Origin of the sequence: Streptomyces antibioticus (genome assembly GCF_002019855.1) — a bacterium.
GTDB lineage: Bacteria > Actinomycetota > Actinomycetes > Streptomycetales > Streptomycetaceae > Streptomyces > Streptomyces antibioticus_B.
This window is the reverse complement of record NZ_CM007717.1, coordinates 5,735,437-5,752,302: the sequence shown is the minus strand read 5'-3', so window position 1 is coordinate 5,752,302 and position 16,866 is coordinate 5,735,437. Positions and strand designations below refer to the sequence as shown.

At 72.9% G+C, this 16,866-nt stretch carries 15 protein-coding genes; 10 read left to right on the top strand and 5 right to left on the bottom strand.

Translation table 11 applies throughout. From position 1 onward, the window contains the following. Nucleotides 1-484: 484 nt before the first annotated feature. A complete protein-coding gene (locus tag AFM16_RS26275) occupies nucleotides 485-1,768 on the bottom strand; it encodes a M48 family metallopeptidase (protein ID WP_078634801.1) in 1,284 nt (427 codons plus the stop codon). 224 nt (nucleotides 1,769-1,992) lie between these two features. Between AFM16_RS26275 and AFM16_RS26270 the strand changes: the two genes are divergently transcribed. Further along, nucleotides 1,993-2,382 (top strand): hypothetical protein, encoded by a 390-nt coding sequence (locus AFM16_RS26270; protein ID WP_078634800.1) that lies wholly within the window; start codon nucleotides 1,993-1,995, stop codon nucleotides 2,380-2,382. On the opposite strand, the gene AFM16_RS26265 is transcribed toward AFM16_RS26270, so the two are convergent. Together AFM16_RS26265 and AFM16_RS26260 are read right to left on the bottom strand one after the other, a co-directional pair. Beyond that, entirely contained in the window at nucleotides 2,376-4,034 is a 1,659-nt protein-coding gene (locus tag AFM16_RS26265; protein ID WP_078634799.1) for a thiamine pyrophosphate-binding protein, read from the bottom strand. The genes AFM16_RS26270 and AFM16_RS26265 overlap by 7 nt on opposite strands. Next, nucleotides 4,031-5,278 carry an aldehyde dehydrogenase family protein gene (locus AFM16_RS26260; protein WP_078634798.1) on the bottom strand — a complete coding sequence of 416 codons (1,248 nt, stop codon included), beginning with the start codon at nucleotides 5,276-5,278 and terminating at the stop codon, nucleotides 4,031-4,033. The genes AFM16_RS26265 and AFM16_RS26260 overlap by 4 nt, the downstream gene beginning before the upstream one ends. Nucleotides 5,279-5,490: 212 nt before the next feature. Here AFM16_RS26260 and AFM16_RS26255 point away from each other — a divergent pair, with 212 nt between their 5' ends. Beyond that, nucleotides 5,491-6,831, top strand: coding sequence for an acyltransferase family protein (locus tag AFM16_RS26255; RefSeq protein ID WP_078634797.1), 1,341 nt, complete (start codon nucleotides 5,491-5,493; stop codon nucleotides 6,829-6,831). Between the two features lie 36 nt (nucleotides 6,832-6,867). On the opposite strand, the gene ku is transcribed toward AFM16_RS26255, so the two are convergent. Beyond that, entirely contained in the window at nucleotides 6,868-7,920 is a 1,053-nt protein-coding gene (gene ku / locus AFM16_RS26250; protein WP_078634796.1) for a non-homologous end joining protein Ku, read from the bottom strand. Nucleotides 7,921-8,005: 85 nt separating this feature from the next. Between ku and ligD the strand changes: the two genes are divergently transcribed. Beyond that, on the top strand, nucleotides 8,006-8,908 hold the full coding sequence (ligD, locus tag AFM16_RS26245) for a non-homologous end-joining DNA ligase (protein ID WP_078634795.1): 903 nt from the start codon (nucleotides 8,006-8,008) through the stop codon (nucleotides 8,906-8,908). A gap of 171 nt (nucleotides 8,909-9,079) precedes the next feature. On the opposite strand, the gene AFM16_RS26240 is transcribed toward ligD, so the two are convergent. Continuing rightward, nucleotides 9,080-9,880 (bottom strand): nuclease-related domain-containing protein, encoded by an 801-nt coding sequence (locus AFM16_RS26240; RefSeq protein WP_078634794.1) that lies wholly within the window; start codon nucleotides 9,878-9,880, stop codon nucleotides 9,080-9,082. Between the two features lie 152 nt (nucleotides 9,881-10,032). Between AFM16_RS26240 and AFM16_RS26235 the strand changes: the two genes are divergently transcribed. From AFM16_RS26235 to AFM16_RS26205, 7 genes are all read left to right on the top strand, one after another. After that, nucleotides 10,033-10,539, top strand: coding sequence for a protein-tyrosine phosphatase family protein (locus AFM16_RS26235; RefSeq protein ID WP_030784361.1), 507 nt, complete (start codon nucleotides 10,033-10,035; stop codon nucleotides 10,537-10,539). 106 nt (nucleotides 10,540-10,645) lie between these two features. Beyond that, nucleotides 10,646-11,416, top strand: coding sequence for a hypothetical protein (locus AFM16_RS26230; RefSeq protein WP_078634793.1), 771 nt, complete (start codon nucleotides 10,646-10,648; stop codon nucleotides 11,414-11,416). Continuing rightward, entirely contained in the window at nucleotides 11,413-12,654 is a 1,242-nt protein-coding gene (locus AFM16_RS26225) for an ATP-binding protein (RefSeq protein ID WP_030784356.1), read from the top strand. Before AFM16_RS26230 ends, AFM16_RS26225 begins: the two co-directional genes overlap by 4 nt. A gap of 107 nt (nucleotides 12,655-12,761) precedes the next feature. After that, nucleotides 12,762-13,352, top strand: a complete 591-nt coding sequence (locus AFM16_RS26220) for an SH3 domain-containing protein (protein ID WP_107419157.1) — start codon at nucleotides 12,762-12,764, stop codon at nucleotides 13,350-13,352. 59 nt (nucleotides 13,353-13,411) lie between these two features. Continuing rightward, the gene (locus tag AFM16_RS26215) at nucleotides 13,412-14,800 is read left to right on the top strand and encodes an FtsW/RodA/SpoVE family cell cycle protein (protein WP_078634792.1); all 1,389 of its coding nucleotides are present in this window, start codon (nucleotides 13,412-13,414) and stop codon (nucleotides 14,798-14,800) included. A gap of 46 nt (nucleotides 14,801-14,846) precedes the next feature. Beyond that, nucleotides 14,847-16,304 (top strand): penicillin-binding transpeptidase domain-containing protein, encoded by a 1,458-nt coding sequence (locus tag AFM16_RS26210; RefSeq protein WP_078634791.1) that lies wholly within the window; start codon nucleotides 14,847-14,849, stop codon nucleotides 16,302-16,304. A 45-nt stretch (nucleotides 16,305-16,349) separates the two neighbouring features. Next, nucleotides 16,350-16,853: a DUF3291 domain-containing protein gene (locus AFM16_RS26205; RefSeq protein WP_030784344.1), complete on the top strand. Its 504-nt coding sequence runs from the start codon at nucleotides 16,350-16,352 to the stop codon at nucleotides 16,851-16,853. Nucleotides 16,854-16,866: the final 13 nt, after the last annotated feature.

Genomic DNA, 16,866 nt, shown 5'->3' with positions numbered 1-16,866 from the left:
CGGGCCGGCACCCTCACGGGCCACGGCGGCCGAGGACACCGGATGCGGGGACGGGCCTCTACGGCGGCGGAGGGCAGCCGCCGAAGCGCCTGGACCTGACCTGTACCTGTCCGGACTTAGCGGAGAGGGCTGGGGATGAGGTTCTGGATCACGTCCGCACGGACGGAACACTCTTCCGCGCCACGCGCCGAAGCCCTCAGCGTGGCAGCGTCGGCCGCTGCGGCGACATCGCGCAGACCGCGGCCGGACTCCCGGAGCGCCATCGGTTTCCCCCAGTGGACAGGTCTGTTGTCACGGCCGTTCGCGGAACGCCGCTCTGACATGACAGCAACTATGTGAAGGCCGCGCCGCCGCGGACAAGGCAGTCAATCCCTCGGATACGCGCACTGCCGGGAAGCGAGGGATGTAAAGCCGGACGGATGGGCGCAGAAGGGGGTGATCCGCCGCCCGGTCGATGTCACCGCGTGGGGCCTGGAAAGGGGTCTCAGGCCCCGAGGCCGTCACGGAGCAGGGTCTGGGCCACCTTGGTACGCGACGGGGCGAGTTCCTCGGCCATCCGGGCGGTCCGGTCCGGGTCGGGGGTCAGGGCGGCCGTCGCGGGGGTGCCGGTGAGGAGGCAGGTGCGGCGCAGGTGGGTCGGGGGGTGGGTGGCGTCCACCTGGTGGCCCCGGCGGGCTCCGGCGCGGCGCTGACGCTCGTACTCGTGCTCCGGGACGGACGCCGCGTAGGCGGCGAGCCGGTCCCAGAGTTCGTCGGCGCGGGACGCGGCCTCGCGGGCGGCTCGCGGTCCGCCGAGGGTGGCGCGGTTGACCTCGCTGCGCAGCAGGACGGCGATCGGGCCGGCGATGAGCAGCCGGTCCATGAGGCCGACCGCCGCCTGCGTGGAGGCGGTGCGGGCGGCCAGCCGGTCGGCGAGGTACTCGGCCCGTGTCCCGGCCCGCGACGTCAGCCGCAGGAGCAGCACCAGCAGGCCGCGGATCAGCAGGCGCGGCACCACGTAGACGACATTGACGACCGTCTCGATCGCGGACGGGTGCTCGATCGGCTGGAGGGCGTGGTGGCAGAGGGCGAGGCTGCGCACCGCCGAGCCCACCACCAGGCCGTTGCGGATGTCGCCGTTGGCGTAGTGGGCCAGTTCGTGGCCGAGGAGCGCGATCCGCTCCTCGGGGCTGAGGACCTCCCACAGCGGGATGCCCAGCACCAGCAGCCGTCGGCCGCGCACCCCGTACGTCGTGACGGCGGCGTTGATGCTTCCGTCCACGGCGATCGCGTGCACGCTCCGGGTGCCGACGGCCGCCGCCACCTCGTCCACCAGGGCGAAGAGTTCGGGCGCGTCGGTCCGGAAGAGGACGGGTGTGCCGGTGGGCAGGGGGTCGGGCCGCGGGGCGAGACCCAATCCCAGCGCAAAAAGCACGAAACCGATCCACGGGCTGCCGCCCCAGTCCGCCATGACGCCCCAGATTCCGCCGACGACCAGCGCGAGGGTGACGCCGTGCACGGCCAGGGCCAGCGCGGTGGCCAGCACCGCGTTGGCGTCGCGTCGCGGCTGCGGTTCCCGTCCGCTCAGCATCTCGGCGAGCAACTGTTCGCCGTGGCGTCGGGCCAGGGCGCGCTCGACCCGCTCCAGCCGTCCTCCGGCCGGCTGCGGTTCCCCGGGGTCCACGTTCCAGTCGCAGGCGGCGCACCAGACGGTGAACCGGCTGTCGCCACGGATCTCCGCGCCGCATTCCGGGCACGGCTGTGTCGTCTCTCGGGCGACGGCGGGCATGGCGCTTTCCCCTCCTCCGCGGCCTCTCCCCAGAGCCGCTACCTGCTGGTACGCGCAGATCTGATCACACGGCCGGGCCAGAGTGAAGGCGGGGTCGTCCGGATCGGACGAACCGTGATCACGCCGCAATCGACCGCGGGAGAACCGCGGGGGTGGTGCGGTGCGTGTAGGGGGTGGTGGTCGACCAGCCACCGCCTTCACCGTCCAAGAGTTATGGGGGATTTGTGAAATCCGTTGTTCGGAAGGCCGCCGGCTTCGCCGGGGTCGGCCTGTTCGTCGCCGCCACGTCCTTGACCGGGGCGTCCGCGGCGCATGCGGAGGGGCCCACTCAGGGGTGTCCGTATCCGTACGTCTGTTTCTACGTGGACAACGACGCCTTGCTCGCGGGCAGGGTGCTCTCGAAGTACAAGGACGTCACCAGTGGCTATCAGGCGGTCACGCCCCGGCCGCACTACGGCGTCCTGAACACCCGGAACGACGACGTGGTGTTCCTGCGGCTCCAGAGCGGGGGGTCGATCTGTCTTCCGCCGAACAGTCAGACCGTGTTCGCCGACGGCTACCGCGTCAACGGCATCAAGATCTCCAGCAGTTCCACCTGCCCTGCCGGTCAGTAGCCCGAGGACTCGATTCCTGCCGGGACGTCGTCGTCCGGGACCTGGACCCTGATCAGGGTGAACTTTCCTGATCGGGAGCGGGATCGAGCCTCCCGCAGGGCCGCGGTCAGGGTCTCTTCGTCGGACACGGTGATGCCGTGGCCGCCGAAGGCCCTGGCCAGGTCGTCCGCCGGGGTGGAGCGCCAGGTCGTGGGGATGTGCGGGCCGGGAGTGCCCGCGCGGAGGCGGCGGGGCCAGCCGAAGCCCTCGTTGTCCAGGACGACGACGATCACGCCCAGGGCGTGGTGGTGGAGGGCGTCCAGGGCGCCGACGCTCAGGCGGAGCGCGCTGTCGCCCGTGACCAGGACGACCGGTTCGCCCGGGCGGGCCAGGGCCGCGCCGATGGAGGCGCCCAGGCCGAAGCCCATCATCGTCTGTTCGCCGGGGCAGACCGGGCGGGCGCCGTGGGCGACCGTGAGGACCGGGTAGTGGTAGGTCCAGATGTCGTGCAGGCCGTTCTCCTGCACGAGGAGGGTGTGCGGGCCCAGGACGCGGGAGATGCGGTGGAGGGTCGAGCGGACCGGGGAGCGGTCGAAGTCCGGCTCTGCGGTGGCGTGTTGGGCCGCCGATACGCGGTGTTGGGCGGCCGACCACGCCGCTTTCGTCGTTCCGGGGGTGGCGGTCAGGCGTCTCGTCAGTTCCTGGACCACCGACTGCGCGTCTCCCAGCAGTGGATGGGTCACCGTCGGGCTGCCCTCGCCGAAGGCCGCGGGTGAGGTGTCGGCCTGGACGACCGTCGCCGTACGCCAGTTCGTCCAGCCCATGCGGGCCGTCTCCTCCAGGCGGGTGCCGAGGAGGAGCAGGGTGTCCGCCGTCTCCAGGAGGTCCGTCGCCGGGGGTGTGGTGTAGAGGCCCAGGAGACCGAAGGCGCGCGGGTGGCGTTCGTCCACGGCTCCGCGGCCGGCCGCCGTGGTGAGGACGGGGGCCTCCAGGAGGTCGGCCAGTTCCTCCACGCCCTCGATGTCGTGCGGCCAGCGGGTGCCGCCGCCCGCCACGATCAGGGGGCGGCGCGCGGTGCGCAGGGTCTCGGCGGCCTCGTCCAGGTCCGCGGGCGAGGGGAGGGTGCGCAGGCGGCGTACCGGGCGGATCACGGGTGGTGGTGGCTGGTTCGTTCTTGTCAGTTCGTCCGTGATCTCCAGGGCCGTCAGGTCCGGGCGGCCGTTCAGTGCTCGGTGGATCGCCTGGCGCACCGCCCAGGTGAGCTGGCCGGGGTCGTCCACGCGGTGGGTCCAGCCGGCCAGGTCCCGGATCATGGATAGCTGGTCCACGTACTGGAACGCGCCGCGGCCGATGTTCTCCTTCGGTACGGCGGTCGTGATCACCACCAGGGGTACGGCGAGGGAGGACGCCTCCAGCAGGCCGGGCAGCGCGTTGGCGAAGCCGGGGCCGGAGTTGAGGGCCAGGACGGTGGGTTCGCGGGCGGTGAGGGCGTAGCCGGTGGCCGCGCAGGCGGCCGTGCGCTGGTCGCCGATGACCGTGACGCCGAGGCCGGGGACGGCCGACGCGGCGTCCAGCAGGCCCGGTTCGTCGGAGGGAAGCCCGAAGACGTGGCGTACGCCGCCCGCGGCAAGGGTGTGGGCGACGGTCGCCCAGCAGGTGGGGAGGTCGTTCATGCCTCGGCCCCCTTCTCCGTGCCGGGCCCGCCCAGTTCGGCCGAAAGGAGCAGCGGGCGTGCCGTGACGGTGCCGTGGGCGCGGACGTGGCCGGCGTCCGGGCCGTAGCCGCCGAGGGGTTCGTTGCCGTTCTCCGCGTCCAGGGCGGTGCGGGAGTCCAGGGACACGGCGGTGGCTATCCGGGGCGTTCCCGATGTGGTCGTCGGCGGGTGGAGCTTCGGCTCGCCGTACACCGAGACGTACATGCCTCTGCGCCGTTCCGTCGGGGTGTGCAGCCAGCGGGACACGTCCGTGGCGGTGCCGTAGCGCATCACGCAGACGACCGGGGCGAAGAACTCCGGGGGTAAGAAGGAGTCGTCCCAGGTCAGGTCCAGGAGGGTGGGCGTGACCAGGCCGGTGCGGTGGTCGACGCGGCCGCCCTCCCTGATGTGGTCGCGGTGGGCGTCGAGGAAGGTCGCCGCCTGCCGTACGGCGTCCGGGTAGCACAGGGGGCCGACGGTCGTGGCCGGGTCGGACAGAGGGCCCACGGCTGTCGAGCGGAGCGCTTCGCGCAGGGCCGTCACCAGGTCGTCCGCGATGGAGTCGTGCGCGAAGACGACGTCCGGGCAGAGGCAGTCCTGGCCGGAGTTGTGGGTGCGGGTGCGGACTATGTCCCTTGCGGTGGTAGCGAGTTCGGCCTCCGGGCCCACGACGATCGGGTTCGGGCCCGAGCCGAAGGCCAGGAGGAGGGTGCGGTGCGGGAGGGACGCGCCGACCTCTCGGGCGTTCTCCGGGCGGCCGTTGAAGACCACGGCCTCCGTCTGGGCGCACCTGGCTATGAACTGACGTTGCGTCATGTCCGTCAGCTCGATGTCCGTGGGGTGGATGGCCCGGAAGGCCGGGTCGGAGGTGATGATGCGGTGGATCCGCCGCGACTCCTCCCCCACCCTGCGGGACGGCCGCATCACGATGTGCCCCGCGAAGCCGCTCGGGATCAGGCCGAACAGGACGTACGAGTAGAGGATGTTGTTGGAGGGGAGGAAGACGCCCAGTTCCGTGATCGTGCGCGGGCGGTGGGTGTCCGTCTCGGCGCGGGCGCCGCGCAGTGCGGCGAGGGCGCTGTCGAACTCGGCGGTGGCGGCCGCCCTCGTGGTCACGGACTCCAGCGCGGCGAGGAGTTCGGGGCGGTTGCGCAGGAGGATCGCCGTTACGGGGTCCGGGTGGGGCGACTGGCTCGCGTGGTCCATGACGTGCGGCTCGGGCATGGTTCCTCCTGGCCTCGGATGTGCGTGCTCGCCTGGGGTGGCCGGTATCCGGTGGGTATGCCGTGGGGGTGTGCCGTGGGCGTGATGTACCCGGCAGGTGTCGGGTCCACGCACGCGCCGGCGCCGAGCGGTCGGTGTCGTAACGGGCACGAGTTGGTTGCGACAAGGCGGTGGGGGCGTGGAGGAGTGGGGGAGACGGTAAGGCTGCGGGCATGAATCGGGACCGGTACGTCGACTTTCTGCGGGCCTGGGCGATCCTGCTCGTCGTCGCGGGGCACTGGCTGATCACCGGGCTGGTGCGGCTGCCGGACGGGACGATCCGTGCGCCGGAGCTGCTGGTGGCCGTGCCCTGGACGCAGTGGCTGACGCTCGGGTTTCAGATCATGCCGCTGTTCTTCCTCGCGGGCGGGTACGCGGCAGGCGGGTCCTGGGAGCGGGCGCGGGCCGCCGGCGGGACGGCCGCCGGGTGGGTGGGGCAGCGGGCGATACGGCTGCTGCTGCCCACGGCCGTGTACAGCGGGCTGGTGCTCGCCGCCCTCGGGATCTGTCTGGCGGTCGGCGTGGACCCCGGGACGATCGCGCTCGTGGGGTGGGCCATGGCCATGCAGTTCTGGTTTCTGCCGGTCTACTTGCTGCTCAGTGCGCTGACGCCCGTGCTGTACGCGCTGCACCGCCGGGGTGGGCTCGTCGTGCCGGTCGTGGGCGGGGTGGGCGCACTGGGGGTGAGTTGGCTGGTCGCGGCGACTTCCGGTGCGGGGGCGGGAGTTGTCGGGGCGGTCAACTACTTGTTGGTGTGGGGGGTCGTCTATCAACTGGGGTTCTGCTGGCGGGATCGGCTGGTCGGGCGGGGGCCGGTGGTGCCGGCCGGGATGGTGGCCGGGGGTGGCGTGGCGTTCGCCCTGCTCGTCGGGGTCGGGCCGTTTCCCGTCAGTCTGATCCTGGTGAGCGGTGAGGAGTTGAGCAACACCACTCCCCCGTCGGCGGCCATGCTGGCCTGGGCCGTCGCCCAGGTGGGGCTGGCACTGCTCGTCGCGCCCCTCGTACGGCGGGTGGTCGGGCGGGCCGGGGTCGGCCGGGCCGTACGGGGGCTGGGGGCCGTCAGCATGACGCTGTACCTGTGGCACATGCTGCCCGTGCTCGTCGTCGCCGCCGCGTTCTATCTCACCGGGCTCGCGCCGCAGCCGCCGTACGGCTCGACGGGGTGGTGGCTGCTGCGGGTGCCCTGGCTGGTGCTGCTGGGGCTGGTGCTGGGGTTGCTCGTGCGGGCGCTGCGGCCGCTGGAACGGCGGCTGGCGCTCACCGCGGCGCGCGTTCGGCCCGGTGCGGGGGTGCGGGGGCCCGGTGCCTGGCGGGTGTGGGCGGGGGTCGTGGTCAGCGCCTGGGCGTTGGCGTACTTCGCCGGGCACGGGTTCGCGTACGAGGGGCGGTTCCCCGGGGCGGCCGCCGTGGGGCTGGCCGTGGGGGTCGCGCTCGTGGCGGATCCGGGCGGGTGCCGTCAGGAGCGGGGCGACGAGAAGAGCGGGGGGAGGGCGGCGCGGGTGGGGGCCGTGTGACGCGCCCCCGCGCGCGGGCCGCGATCGCGTTCTGGGTCATGCCGTGCGTTTGCGGGCCGTCGCCTTCTTCGCCGTCGTCTTTTTCGCCGTCGCCTGCTTCGCGGTCGTCTTCTTCGCCGCCGTCGTCTTCTTCGCCGCCGTCTTCGCCGTCGTCTTCTTCGTGGCGGAGGTGCTCTTCGCCGTCGTCTTGCGGGGCTGAGTGCCGGCGGAGGTCGACTTCTTGGTGTCCGTCTGCTTGGGGGTCGCGCGGGACGACTGCTTGCGCTGCGGGAGGGATCTGACCTCCGCCTCCTTGTCCTTGGAGGGCTCCTCGCCGCGCGACTCCTTCGCCGCCCGCACACTGCTCTCCAGCGCCGCCATCAGGTCCAGGACCTTGCCGCCGGACGGGGGCGCCGGGGCCTCCGGGGGTTCCTCGCCGGCCGCCTTCGCGGCGACGAGTTCCTCGACCGCCTCGCGGTACTCGTCGTGCAGGTCGTCCAGGTCGACCTCGCCGAGGGTGTCCATCAGGGCGTCCGCCAGGTCGAGTTCCTTGTCGCGTACGGTCACCGAGGCGTCCGGGGCGACGCCCTCGGGGGCACGGACCTCGTCGGGCCAGAGCAGGCCGTGCATGGCGATCGCGTCGCCGACCACCCGCAGCATGCCGAGCCGCTCCCGGCCGCGCAGGGCGTACTTCGCGATGGCGACCTTGTTGCTGCGCTTCAGCGCCTCCCGGAGCAGGGTGTACGGCTTCGCCGCGGGGGCGCCGCCCGCCTGGAGGTAGTACGCGGCGTCCATCTGGAGCGGGTCGATCCGCTCGGCCGGCACGAAGGCGACGATCTCGATCGTCTTCGCGGTGGGGATCGGCAGATGGGACAGGTCCTCCTCGGTGATCGGGATGATCGAGCCGTCGGCGTCCTCCCACCCCTTGCCGATCTCCGCGGAGCTGACCTCGCGGTCCTCCAGCTCGCACACCTTGCGGTAGCGGATGCGGCCGCCGTCCTCGGTGTGGATCTGGCGGAAGGAGATCGTGTGGTTCTCGGTGGCGTTCACCAGCTTGATCGGGATGCTGACGAGGCCGAAGGAGATGGCGCCGTTCCAAATGGATCGCACGTGCGGCTTCCTCCTGTGCGGGCGGCTGTCCGGTCGACGAGAACACGTCGGGCGTCATGTACCGGTTTCATGTGATTCTCATGGTATGACGCCGATCACAGAGGTGGAGGGGCGGAGGCTCGCGCTCAGCAATCTGGAGAAGGTGCTGTATCCGGCCACCGGCTTCACCAAGGGCGAGGTGCTGCACTACTACGCGAGCGTGGCCGACGTCCTGCTCCCCCATCTGCGCGACCGTCCGCTGTCCTTCCTGCGCTATCCGGACGGGCCGGACGGACAGGTGTTCTTCGCCAAGAACGTGCCGCCCGGGACGCCCGACTGGGTCACCACCGCCGAGGTGCCGCGGTCGGAGGGGCCGGCCCGGATGGTGCTCGTGCAGGATCTGGCGACGCTGGTGTGGGCGGCGAACCTCGTCACCGAGTTCCATACGCCCCAGTGGGTGATCCAGGATCCCGGGCAGGCCGACCGGCTTGTTTTCGACCTCGACCCAGGGGCGCCGGCGACGGTCGTGGAGTGCAGCGAGGTCGCGTTGTGGCTGCGGGAGCGGCTGGCGGCCGACGGGATCGAGGCGTACGTGAAGACGTCGGGGGCGAAGGGGCTGCATCTGCTGGCGGCGGTGCGGGGGGCGTCGTCCGGGCGGGTCACGGAGTATGCGAAGGAGCTGGCCGTGGAGGCGGAGGGGGCGCTGGCGGGGCTGGTGGTGTCGCGGATGACGCGGAGTCTGCGGGCGGGGAAGGTGTTCGTCGACTGGAGTCAGAACGCGGCGCGGAAGACGACGGCCACGCCGTACACCTTGCGGGCTCGGGAGGAGCCGACCGTGTCGGCGCCGGTGACGTGGGAGGAGGTGGCGGAGGTGACCGAGTTCCGGGGGCCGGGGAGGCTGGTGTTGGGGGCGGGGGATGTGGTGGGGCGGGTGCATGAGTACGGGGATCTGTTGGCGCCGTTGCTGGATGTGGATCGGGCGGCGCCGGTGCCGGTGCCGGCGCCGTGAGGGTGGGGCCTCTTTCCGGGCGGGGCCTTTTTCTCGCCCCCGCCGCCCCTACCCGTCCCGTCCTCCAGGGGCGCCGCCCCTTCGACCCCGTGCTTCGGGGGCTGCCGCCCCCGGGCCCCCGCTTCGGCCCTGAACGGGCCTCGTCCTCAAACGCCGGACGGGCTGCTTGGCTCACTTGCCCCACGTCCTCCGGTCCCGTGCCATCGCGTGCAACCCCTCCACGTCCGCCGGTTTCAGGACTCCGCCCAGGCGGGTCAGGGACGGAAGGTCCAGGTCCGTGAGGACGCGGACCTCCCGGGGGGCGGTGGTGAACACGACCTCCGTCGGGGAGACCAGGGCCAGGACCGGGCGGACCTCGGCCGTCAGGGCGTGGGAGGCGCGGTCGGCCGTGGTGCGGAGGTGGCGGAGCAGGGGTTCCGGGGTGTGGCGGCCCAGGGTGATCAGGGGGTCGGCCACGTGGACGCGTTGTCTGCGGGCCTGGAGGGTGTGGATCGCGAGGAGGCCGCCGGGGCCGATGGCCAGGTGGTGGACGCGGTCGCCGCCGGGCAGCGGGACCGAGTGGAGGGTGTGCCAGCCGGCGCCGTCGAGGGCGTCCAGGGCCTCGCCGACGGTCTGTTCGGCGGCGAGGGCGCGGCGGCGCGGGTCGGTGCGCAGGCGGTGGGCGGGGCCGGGGTCGCGGTCCAGGGCGATCAGGAGGGCCTCGCCGGGGCGGTTGGGGGCGAGGTCGTCGTCGGGCGGGAGGGCGAGCCGGGCCAGTTCCGCCGGGGTCGGCACCGGGGGCGGGCCCACCGCGACGGGGCCGGTCAGGAAGGGGCCCAGGGCTTCGAGGACGTCCTCCCTGCGGTCGTCGCGGAGCAGATTGACCCGGGCCGCCTCACGGTCGTACCAGGCGATGTTCCTGCCGTCGGTGAGACAGACGTACAGCCGCTCCCGGCCATGCCGCCAGGTCGGTACGACACGCAGTCCGCTCATGCGTCATCACCCCTTTGACCATGGGAACAGGAGGGGCGCTCCAGGGGCAAGAAGGCGGTTACGTCCGCGCGGAGTTGGGAAGTTCCTCCAGAAGCACGTTGAGCACGTTGCGCATGTTGCAGGCCCTCGGGGAGCGCGTTGGGGAGGCGCTGTTGCGGACCCGCAGGAAGCAGCCCGACGTACCGGCGCCCGGAAGGCCGTGGGACGAGATCGTGCCCGGTCTGTGGATGGGCGGTCATGAGTTCCGCGGCCGGACCGGGCAGCGGGAGTCCGCCGTGGTGCGGGACGAGTTCGATCTCGTCCAGACGCTGCTGCGGCTGCCCGGGTACGGGCCGGACCCCGGTGTGGAGCACCATGTGTGGCCGATTCCGGACGGTCCGCTGGACGGCACCCAGCTCGCCGGGGTGATCCGGCTGGCACAGGCCGCGGGAGACGCGCTGGACGCGGGACGTACGGTCCTGGTCCGTTGCTACAGCGGGTACAACCGGTCGGCGCTGGTGGTGGCGCACACCCTGGCCCGCCGGGGGCACTCGGCCGACGAGGCGATCCGGCTGATACGGTCGCGGCGCTCGCCGTGGGCCCTGCACAACGAGCTGTTCGTCGCGTACCTGCGGGCGGGACTGCCGACGGCCAGGCTGCTGGAGGAACTGGCCGAGTGACCGTGAACAATCGTTTCATCGACCCGCTCCCGCCCGGTACGCAAAAAGGACTTCCCTACGAATAAGGTGTACGGGGCCCCGCAACACCCTGCATCACAGGAGTCCCGTGCCACCCCGTCGCCCCGTCCGTACCGCCCTCGCCGCAGTGGCCGTCGCCCTGCTGGTCCCGGCCGCCGCGGCCTGCGGTGACGCCGGCGGGCTGGAGGGCGCGGGCGCCACCCCGACCGCCGCCGCCCCCGACAAGCTCTGGCCGGAACTGACCCCCGCCTCCAGCCCCGCCTTCGAACTGGGCGAGGTCGACACCCAGGTGATCAAGGGCGTCACCGTGCCCGGCGGCGACATCCGCGCGGTGGACCCGGTGCGGGTGGTGGCGAAGGAGATCGCCGCCCACCCGGACGAGTACACCGACGGAAAGTACGCCGAGACCGCCCGTCGGATGGCCGACTGCGGACGCGCCGGCGAGGACGGGTCGGGGGACTCCGGGGACCGGGGGCGGGAGCGGTGTCCGGTGCTGCGGGCCTACTACCGCGATCTCACCGGTGACGGCCGGGACGATCTGACCCTGGGCTTCCGGAAGCTCCCCGGCAATCTGACCGCCGTGCGCGTCTACACCGCGCGGGGCGACCGGCTCGTCGAGGTCATGGCCTACGAGGACGCCGTGAGCGGGGTCGAGCTGGCCGGGCGGTCCGTGATCATCCGGGCTCCCTCGGAGGTCGCCGGGTACGAGTACCGGCTCCAGTGGACCTGGGACCCGCAGCAGCGGGCGATGCTGCTCACCCACGACGAGATGCTGCGCACCGGCGACCCCAAACGCTCCCCGCGCCCGAAGAGTTCGGCCGCGCCCGCCTCCCCGTCCGGCTCCGCGAGCGGCCGATGAGGCTCGCGCTGCCCCGGTGGTCCGGCACGCTCGCCGTGAAGGCCGCCCTGTTCATCACGGTGATGTGCTGCGCGCTGGCCGCCCTGCTCGGCGTCCTCGTGCACGTCTCGGTGACCAACCAGACCGTCGGCCAGGCCCGTGACCTCGCGCTGGCCCGGCTGGACGACGCGACGACGGCGTTCGAGGCCGGGGAGACCCTCGCCCCGGGCGCGGGCCTCGACCCGCCGGGGCTGCCCGCCTCGCTGCGGGCGCTGGCGCTGTCCGGGGAGCGCGGCACGGTCGTCGCCGATCACCAGGGACGGCCCACGATGTGGGCGGCGGGTCCGGTGGACGGCGGCCGGGCGCTCGCCGTCCAGGTGGACTACGCGCAGAGCGCCCGCACCATCGAGGGCCTCGACCGGGCGATCCTGTGGTCGTCGGGCCTGGCGATCGGGGCGACGCTGCTGGTCGGCGCGTTCGCGGTGACCCGGGTGACGCGGCGGCTGCACACCACGGCACAAGTGGCCCGCCGGATCAGCGCGGGCGACCTGGACGCCCGGGTGGACGACCCCCGCGCGAAGGACACCGGCCGGCCGCAGGACGAGGTGGCCGCCGTCGCCGCCGCCCTCGACACCATGGCCGCCACGCTCCAGGGCAAGCTGCTGAGCGAGCAGCGCTTCACCGCCGACGTCGCCCATGAGCTGCGCACCCCGCTGACCGGGCTGCACGCGGCGGCCGAGCTGCTGCCGCCGGGCCGACCGACGGAGCTGGTGCGCGACCGGGTGGCGGCGCTGCGCACGCTCACCGAGGACCTGCTGGAGATCTCCCGGCTGGACACCGGGCGGGAACGCCTCGAGCTGGACGCGGAGGAGCTGGGCGCGCTGGCCCGGCGGGTGGTGCGGGCGTCGGGCACGGACACCGAGGTCCGGGTCGTACGGGACGCGCGGGTGGAGACCGACCGGCGGCGGCTCGAACGGGTGCTCGGCAATCTGGTCGCCAACGCGCACCGGCACGGGCGGGCGCCGGTGGAGCTGACCGTGGACGGCACGGTGGTCACCGTACGGGACCACGGGGACGGCTATCCGGAGTACCTCCTCGCGCACGGTCCGCAGCGGTTCAGGACCGAGGGCGGGGCGAAGGGGCACGGGCTGGGGCTGACCATCGCGGTCGGACAGGCGGAGGTGCTGGGCGCGCGGCTGACGTTCACCGACGCGGCGGACGGCGGGGCGGTCGCGACCCTGACCCTGCCTTCGGAGTAGGCCGTCCGAGGGCCTCAGCACCTATGGCCCAGCGTGACGGGCGACGGCCCGGCCGCGCTCCTAATGTGGCGATTAGTCAGTTTCGATCCCTGTACGGAGGTATCGCCATGTCTCTGCGCCGCTCCGCCCTCGCCCGGCTCGCCATAGTCACCGCCGCCGCCACGCTCGCCGCCTCCGCCGCCGTCGTCCCCGCCGTCGCCTCCGACCGGGACGGGAACGGCAACGGGAACGGCAATGGGAACGGGAGCGGGAGCAGCTCCAGCCAGTGGGGCAACGGGAACGGCAACGGCAACGGCTCCGGTGGCGGCAACACCCAGAGCCAGGGCGGCAACTCCCAGAGCCAGGGCGGCAACTGGCAGAACCAGGGCGGGAACACCCAGAGCCAGGGCGGGAACGGCGGCAACGGGAACAGCGGCAACTGGCAGAGCCAGGGCGGCAACGGCGGGAACGGCGGCAACACCCAGCGCCTCTACCGCGGCCGCGTCACCGCGAACCAGCTCCTGCTGCGCAGCCGTCCGACCCGCAACAGCCAGGTGATCCGGGTCGTCCACCGCGGTGACGTCGTGCGGATCTTCTGCAAGACGCCCGGTCAGAACGTCCAGGGCAACCCCCTCTGGTACCTCCTCACGGACGGCACCTGGGCCTGGGGCTCGGCGCGGTACATCGACAACATCGGTGAGGCGCCGCGCTGGTGCTGACCGTCCATCCGCCCCACGGACCGAGGTCACAAGGAGCCCTATTTGGGTAGGTTCCGGACATGACGCGAGCCGGAGTCGGCGCCGGGACCGGTGCGCGGATCACGGTGGCGGCGGGCGACGCGCCCGCCGCCCCGGTCCGCCTCCCCCGGCGCCGGGGCATCGAGCTGTCCCTGATCGTCCTGGCCGTCCTGCTGTCGGTGTACGGCTACTGCGCGGTCGGGCTCGCCAGGAACGGCACGGTCCCGCCCGGCGCCGCCGGCTACGGCGCCGGGCTCGGCGTGCTGGCGCTGCTGGCCCACACCGCCGTACGGCTGCGCGCCCCGTACGCCGATCCGCTGCTGCTGCCCATCGGGGTGCTGCTCAACGGGATCGGCCTGGTCCTGATCTACCGGCTGGACCTGGAGACGCCCGGCGACCGGGGGGCGCCCACGCAGTTGGTGTGGTCCACCCTCGGCGTCACGTTCTTCATCCTGGTCGTGGCGGCGCTGCGCGACCACCGGGTGCTCCAGCGGTACGCGTACGTGTGCGTGGTGGCGGCGCTCGCCCTGCTCACCCTGCCGATCCTCTTCCCGGCCGTGAACGGCGCCCGGATCTGGATCAGGATCGCCGGATTCTCCATCCAGCCGGGCGAGTTCGCGAAGGTGCTGCTCGCGGTGTTCTTCGCGGCGTACCTGGCGGCGAACCGCACGGCGCTGGCGTACGCGGGCCGCAGGTTCTGGTGCGTGCAACTGCCGACCGGCCGGGTGCTCGGCCCGATCGTGGCGATCTGGCTGCTGAGCGTCGGCGTGCTGGTGCTGGAGCGGGACCTCGGCACGTCCCTGCTGTTCTTCGGCCTCTTCGTGGTCATGCTGTACGTCGCCACCGGCCGCACCGGCTGGATCGCGGTGGGGCTGCTGCTGGCGTCGCTGGGCGCGGTCGCCGTGGGCCGGCTGGAGCCGCACGTCCACGGCCGGATCGAGGACTGGCTGCATCCGTTCGCCTCGATCGAGGCGGGGCTCGGCCCCAACCAGCTCGCCCAGTCGCTGTTCTCCTTCGCGGCGGGCGGCACCTTCGGCACCGGTCTCGGCCTCGGCCACTCGCATCTCATCGGCTTCGCCGTGAAGTCCGACTTCATCCTGGCGACGGCGGGCGAGGAACTGGGCCTGGCCGGCCTTTCGGCACTCTTCCTGCTGTACGGGCTGCTGGTCGAGCGCGGTTTCCGGACGGGGCTGGCCCTGCGCGACCCGTTCGGCCGGCTGCTGGCGGTGGGGCTCGCCTCGATCGTGGCGCTCCAGGTGTTCGTGATCGCGGGCGGGGTGACCGGGCTGATCCCGCTGACCGGGATGGCGATGCCGTTCCTGGCGCAGGGCGGCTCCTCGGTGGTCACCAACTGGGCGATCGTGGCGCTGCTGATCCGGCTGAGCGACTCGGCGCGACGGCAGTACGACGACGGGAAGGCGGCGCCATGAGCGGCCGGGCGGCCGGTACGGGCCCTGTGACGTCCGGGGCGGCCCGGTGACCCGGCACATCCGGCACGCGGCCTTCTTCTGCGCGCTGCTGCTGGTGGCCCTCCTGGTCAACGCGCTGCGCGTGCAGGTCGTGCGGGCCGGTGTCTACGACGGCAACCCGGCCAACCGGCGGGACTCCATCGCCCGTTACGGCCAGCCCCGCGGGGACATCCTGGTCGGCGGCGCCGCGGTGACCGGCTCCCGGGACACCGGAGAGCAGTTGCGCTTCGAACGGACGTACCGCGACGGGCCGTTGTACGCACCGGTGACCGGGTTCGCCTCGCAGGAGTACGGGACGACGTTCCTGGAGCACGCCGAGGACGGGGTGCTCTCCGGCGCCGATCCGCTGCTCGCGCCGTTCCCGCTGTGGAACGACATGACACGGGGCCGCCCGGCCGGCGGGAACGTCGTCACGACCCTCGACGAGCGGGCCCAGCGTGCCGCCTACGAGGGGCTGCACGGCCGCAAGGGCGCGGTCGCGGCGGTGGAACCGGCGACGGGGCGGATCCTGGCGCTGGTGTCGAGTCCGTCGTACGACCCGTCGGTGCTGTCCGGGAACGACGCCGGGGCCGAGCGGGCCTGGGCGCGGCTGAACGGCGATCCGGACCAGCCGATGCTCAACCGGGCGGTCCGGCAGACGTATCCGCCGGGGTCGACCTTCAAGGTGGTCACCGCGGCGGCGGCGCTGGACGCGGGGGTGATCCGGGATCTGGACGAACCGACCCTGTCCCCCGCGCCGTACACCCTGCCCGGGACCAGGACGCGGCTGACGAACGAGGGCGAGGGCTGCCGGGACGCCCCGCTGCGGGTGGCGTTCGAGTGGTCGTGCAACACGGTGTTCGCGAAGCTCGGGGTGGACGTGGGGCTGGCCCGGATGACGCGTACGGCGGAGGCGTTCGGCTTCAACCGCGCCGATCTGCGGATCCCGTACTCGGCGGCCACGAGCACCTTCGACACCTCGCTGGACCGGGCGCAGTTGGCGCTGTCGTCGATCGGGCAGTACAACACGCGGGCGACGCCGTTGCAGATGGCGATGGTGTCGGCGGCGGTGGCCAACGGGGGGCTGCTGCGGGATCCGTACCTGGTGGAGCGGACCACCCGGCGGGGCGGGGCGACGGTGGCCTCGGCCGGGTCGCGTCCGGCGCGGCAGGCGATGCTGCCGTCCACGGCGCGGCGGATGCGGGAGCTGATGGAGGACGTGGTGCGCGAGGGCACCGGGACGAACGCGGCGATCCCCGGCGCGGTCGTCGGCGGCAAGACCGGCACCGCCCAGCACGGGGTCGGCAACGCGGGCACGCCGTACGCCTGGTTCGTGTCCTGGGCGCAGGGCGAGCGGGAGTTCGAGCCGGGGGTGGCGGTCGCGGTGGTGGTGGAGGACGCGTCGGCGCGCCGCGGTGACATCACCGGGGGCGGGGTCGCGGCGCCGATCGCCCGGGCGGTGATGGAGGCGGTGCTCAGCCCGTGAGACGGGGGGTTCACGGGGCGGTCAGGAGCGTCCTACGGTGCGCGCATGACTGATGCCGCCCTCGAACTCGCCCAGGTCAACATCGCCCGCCTCAAGTTCCCGCTGGATTCACCCGAGTTGAAGGACTTCGTCGACGCCCTCGATCCGGTGAACGCGGACGCGGACGCCGCCGCCGGGTTCGTGTGGCGGCTCCAGTCGGAGGGCGGCGACGCCACCGACGTCCCGGTCTTCGGGGACGACTGGCTGATCGTCAACATGTCGGTGTGGCGGGACGCCGACGCGCTGACCGCGTACATGTACCAGGGGCGGCACCGCGAGATGCTCGCCCGGCGCCGGGAGTGGTTCGAGCGGGTGCGGGAGGCGATGTCGACCCTGTGGTGGGTGCCGGCGGGCCACCGTCCGACGGTCGCGGAGGCCGAGGCCCGGCTGCTCCACCTGCGGGCCCACGGCCCGACGCCCTACGCCTTCACCCTGCGCACGTCCTTCCCGCCCCAGGGCGCGGACCCGGTCGCCTTCACGGTGCCGGAGGAACTGGGCTGCTCGGTCTAGGGCCCGCGGTCCC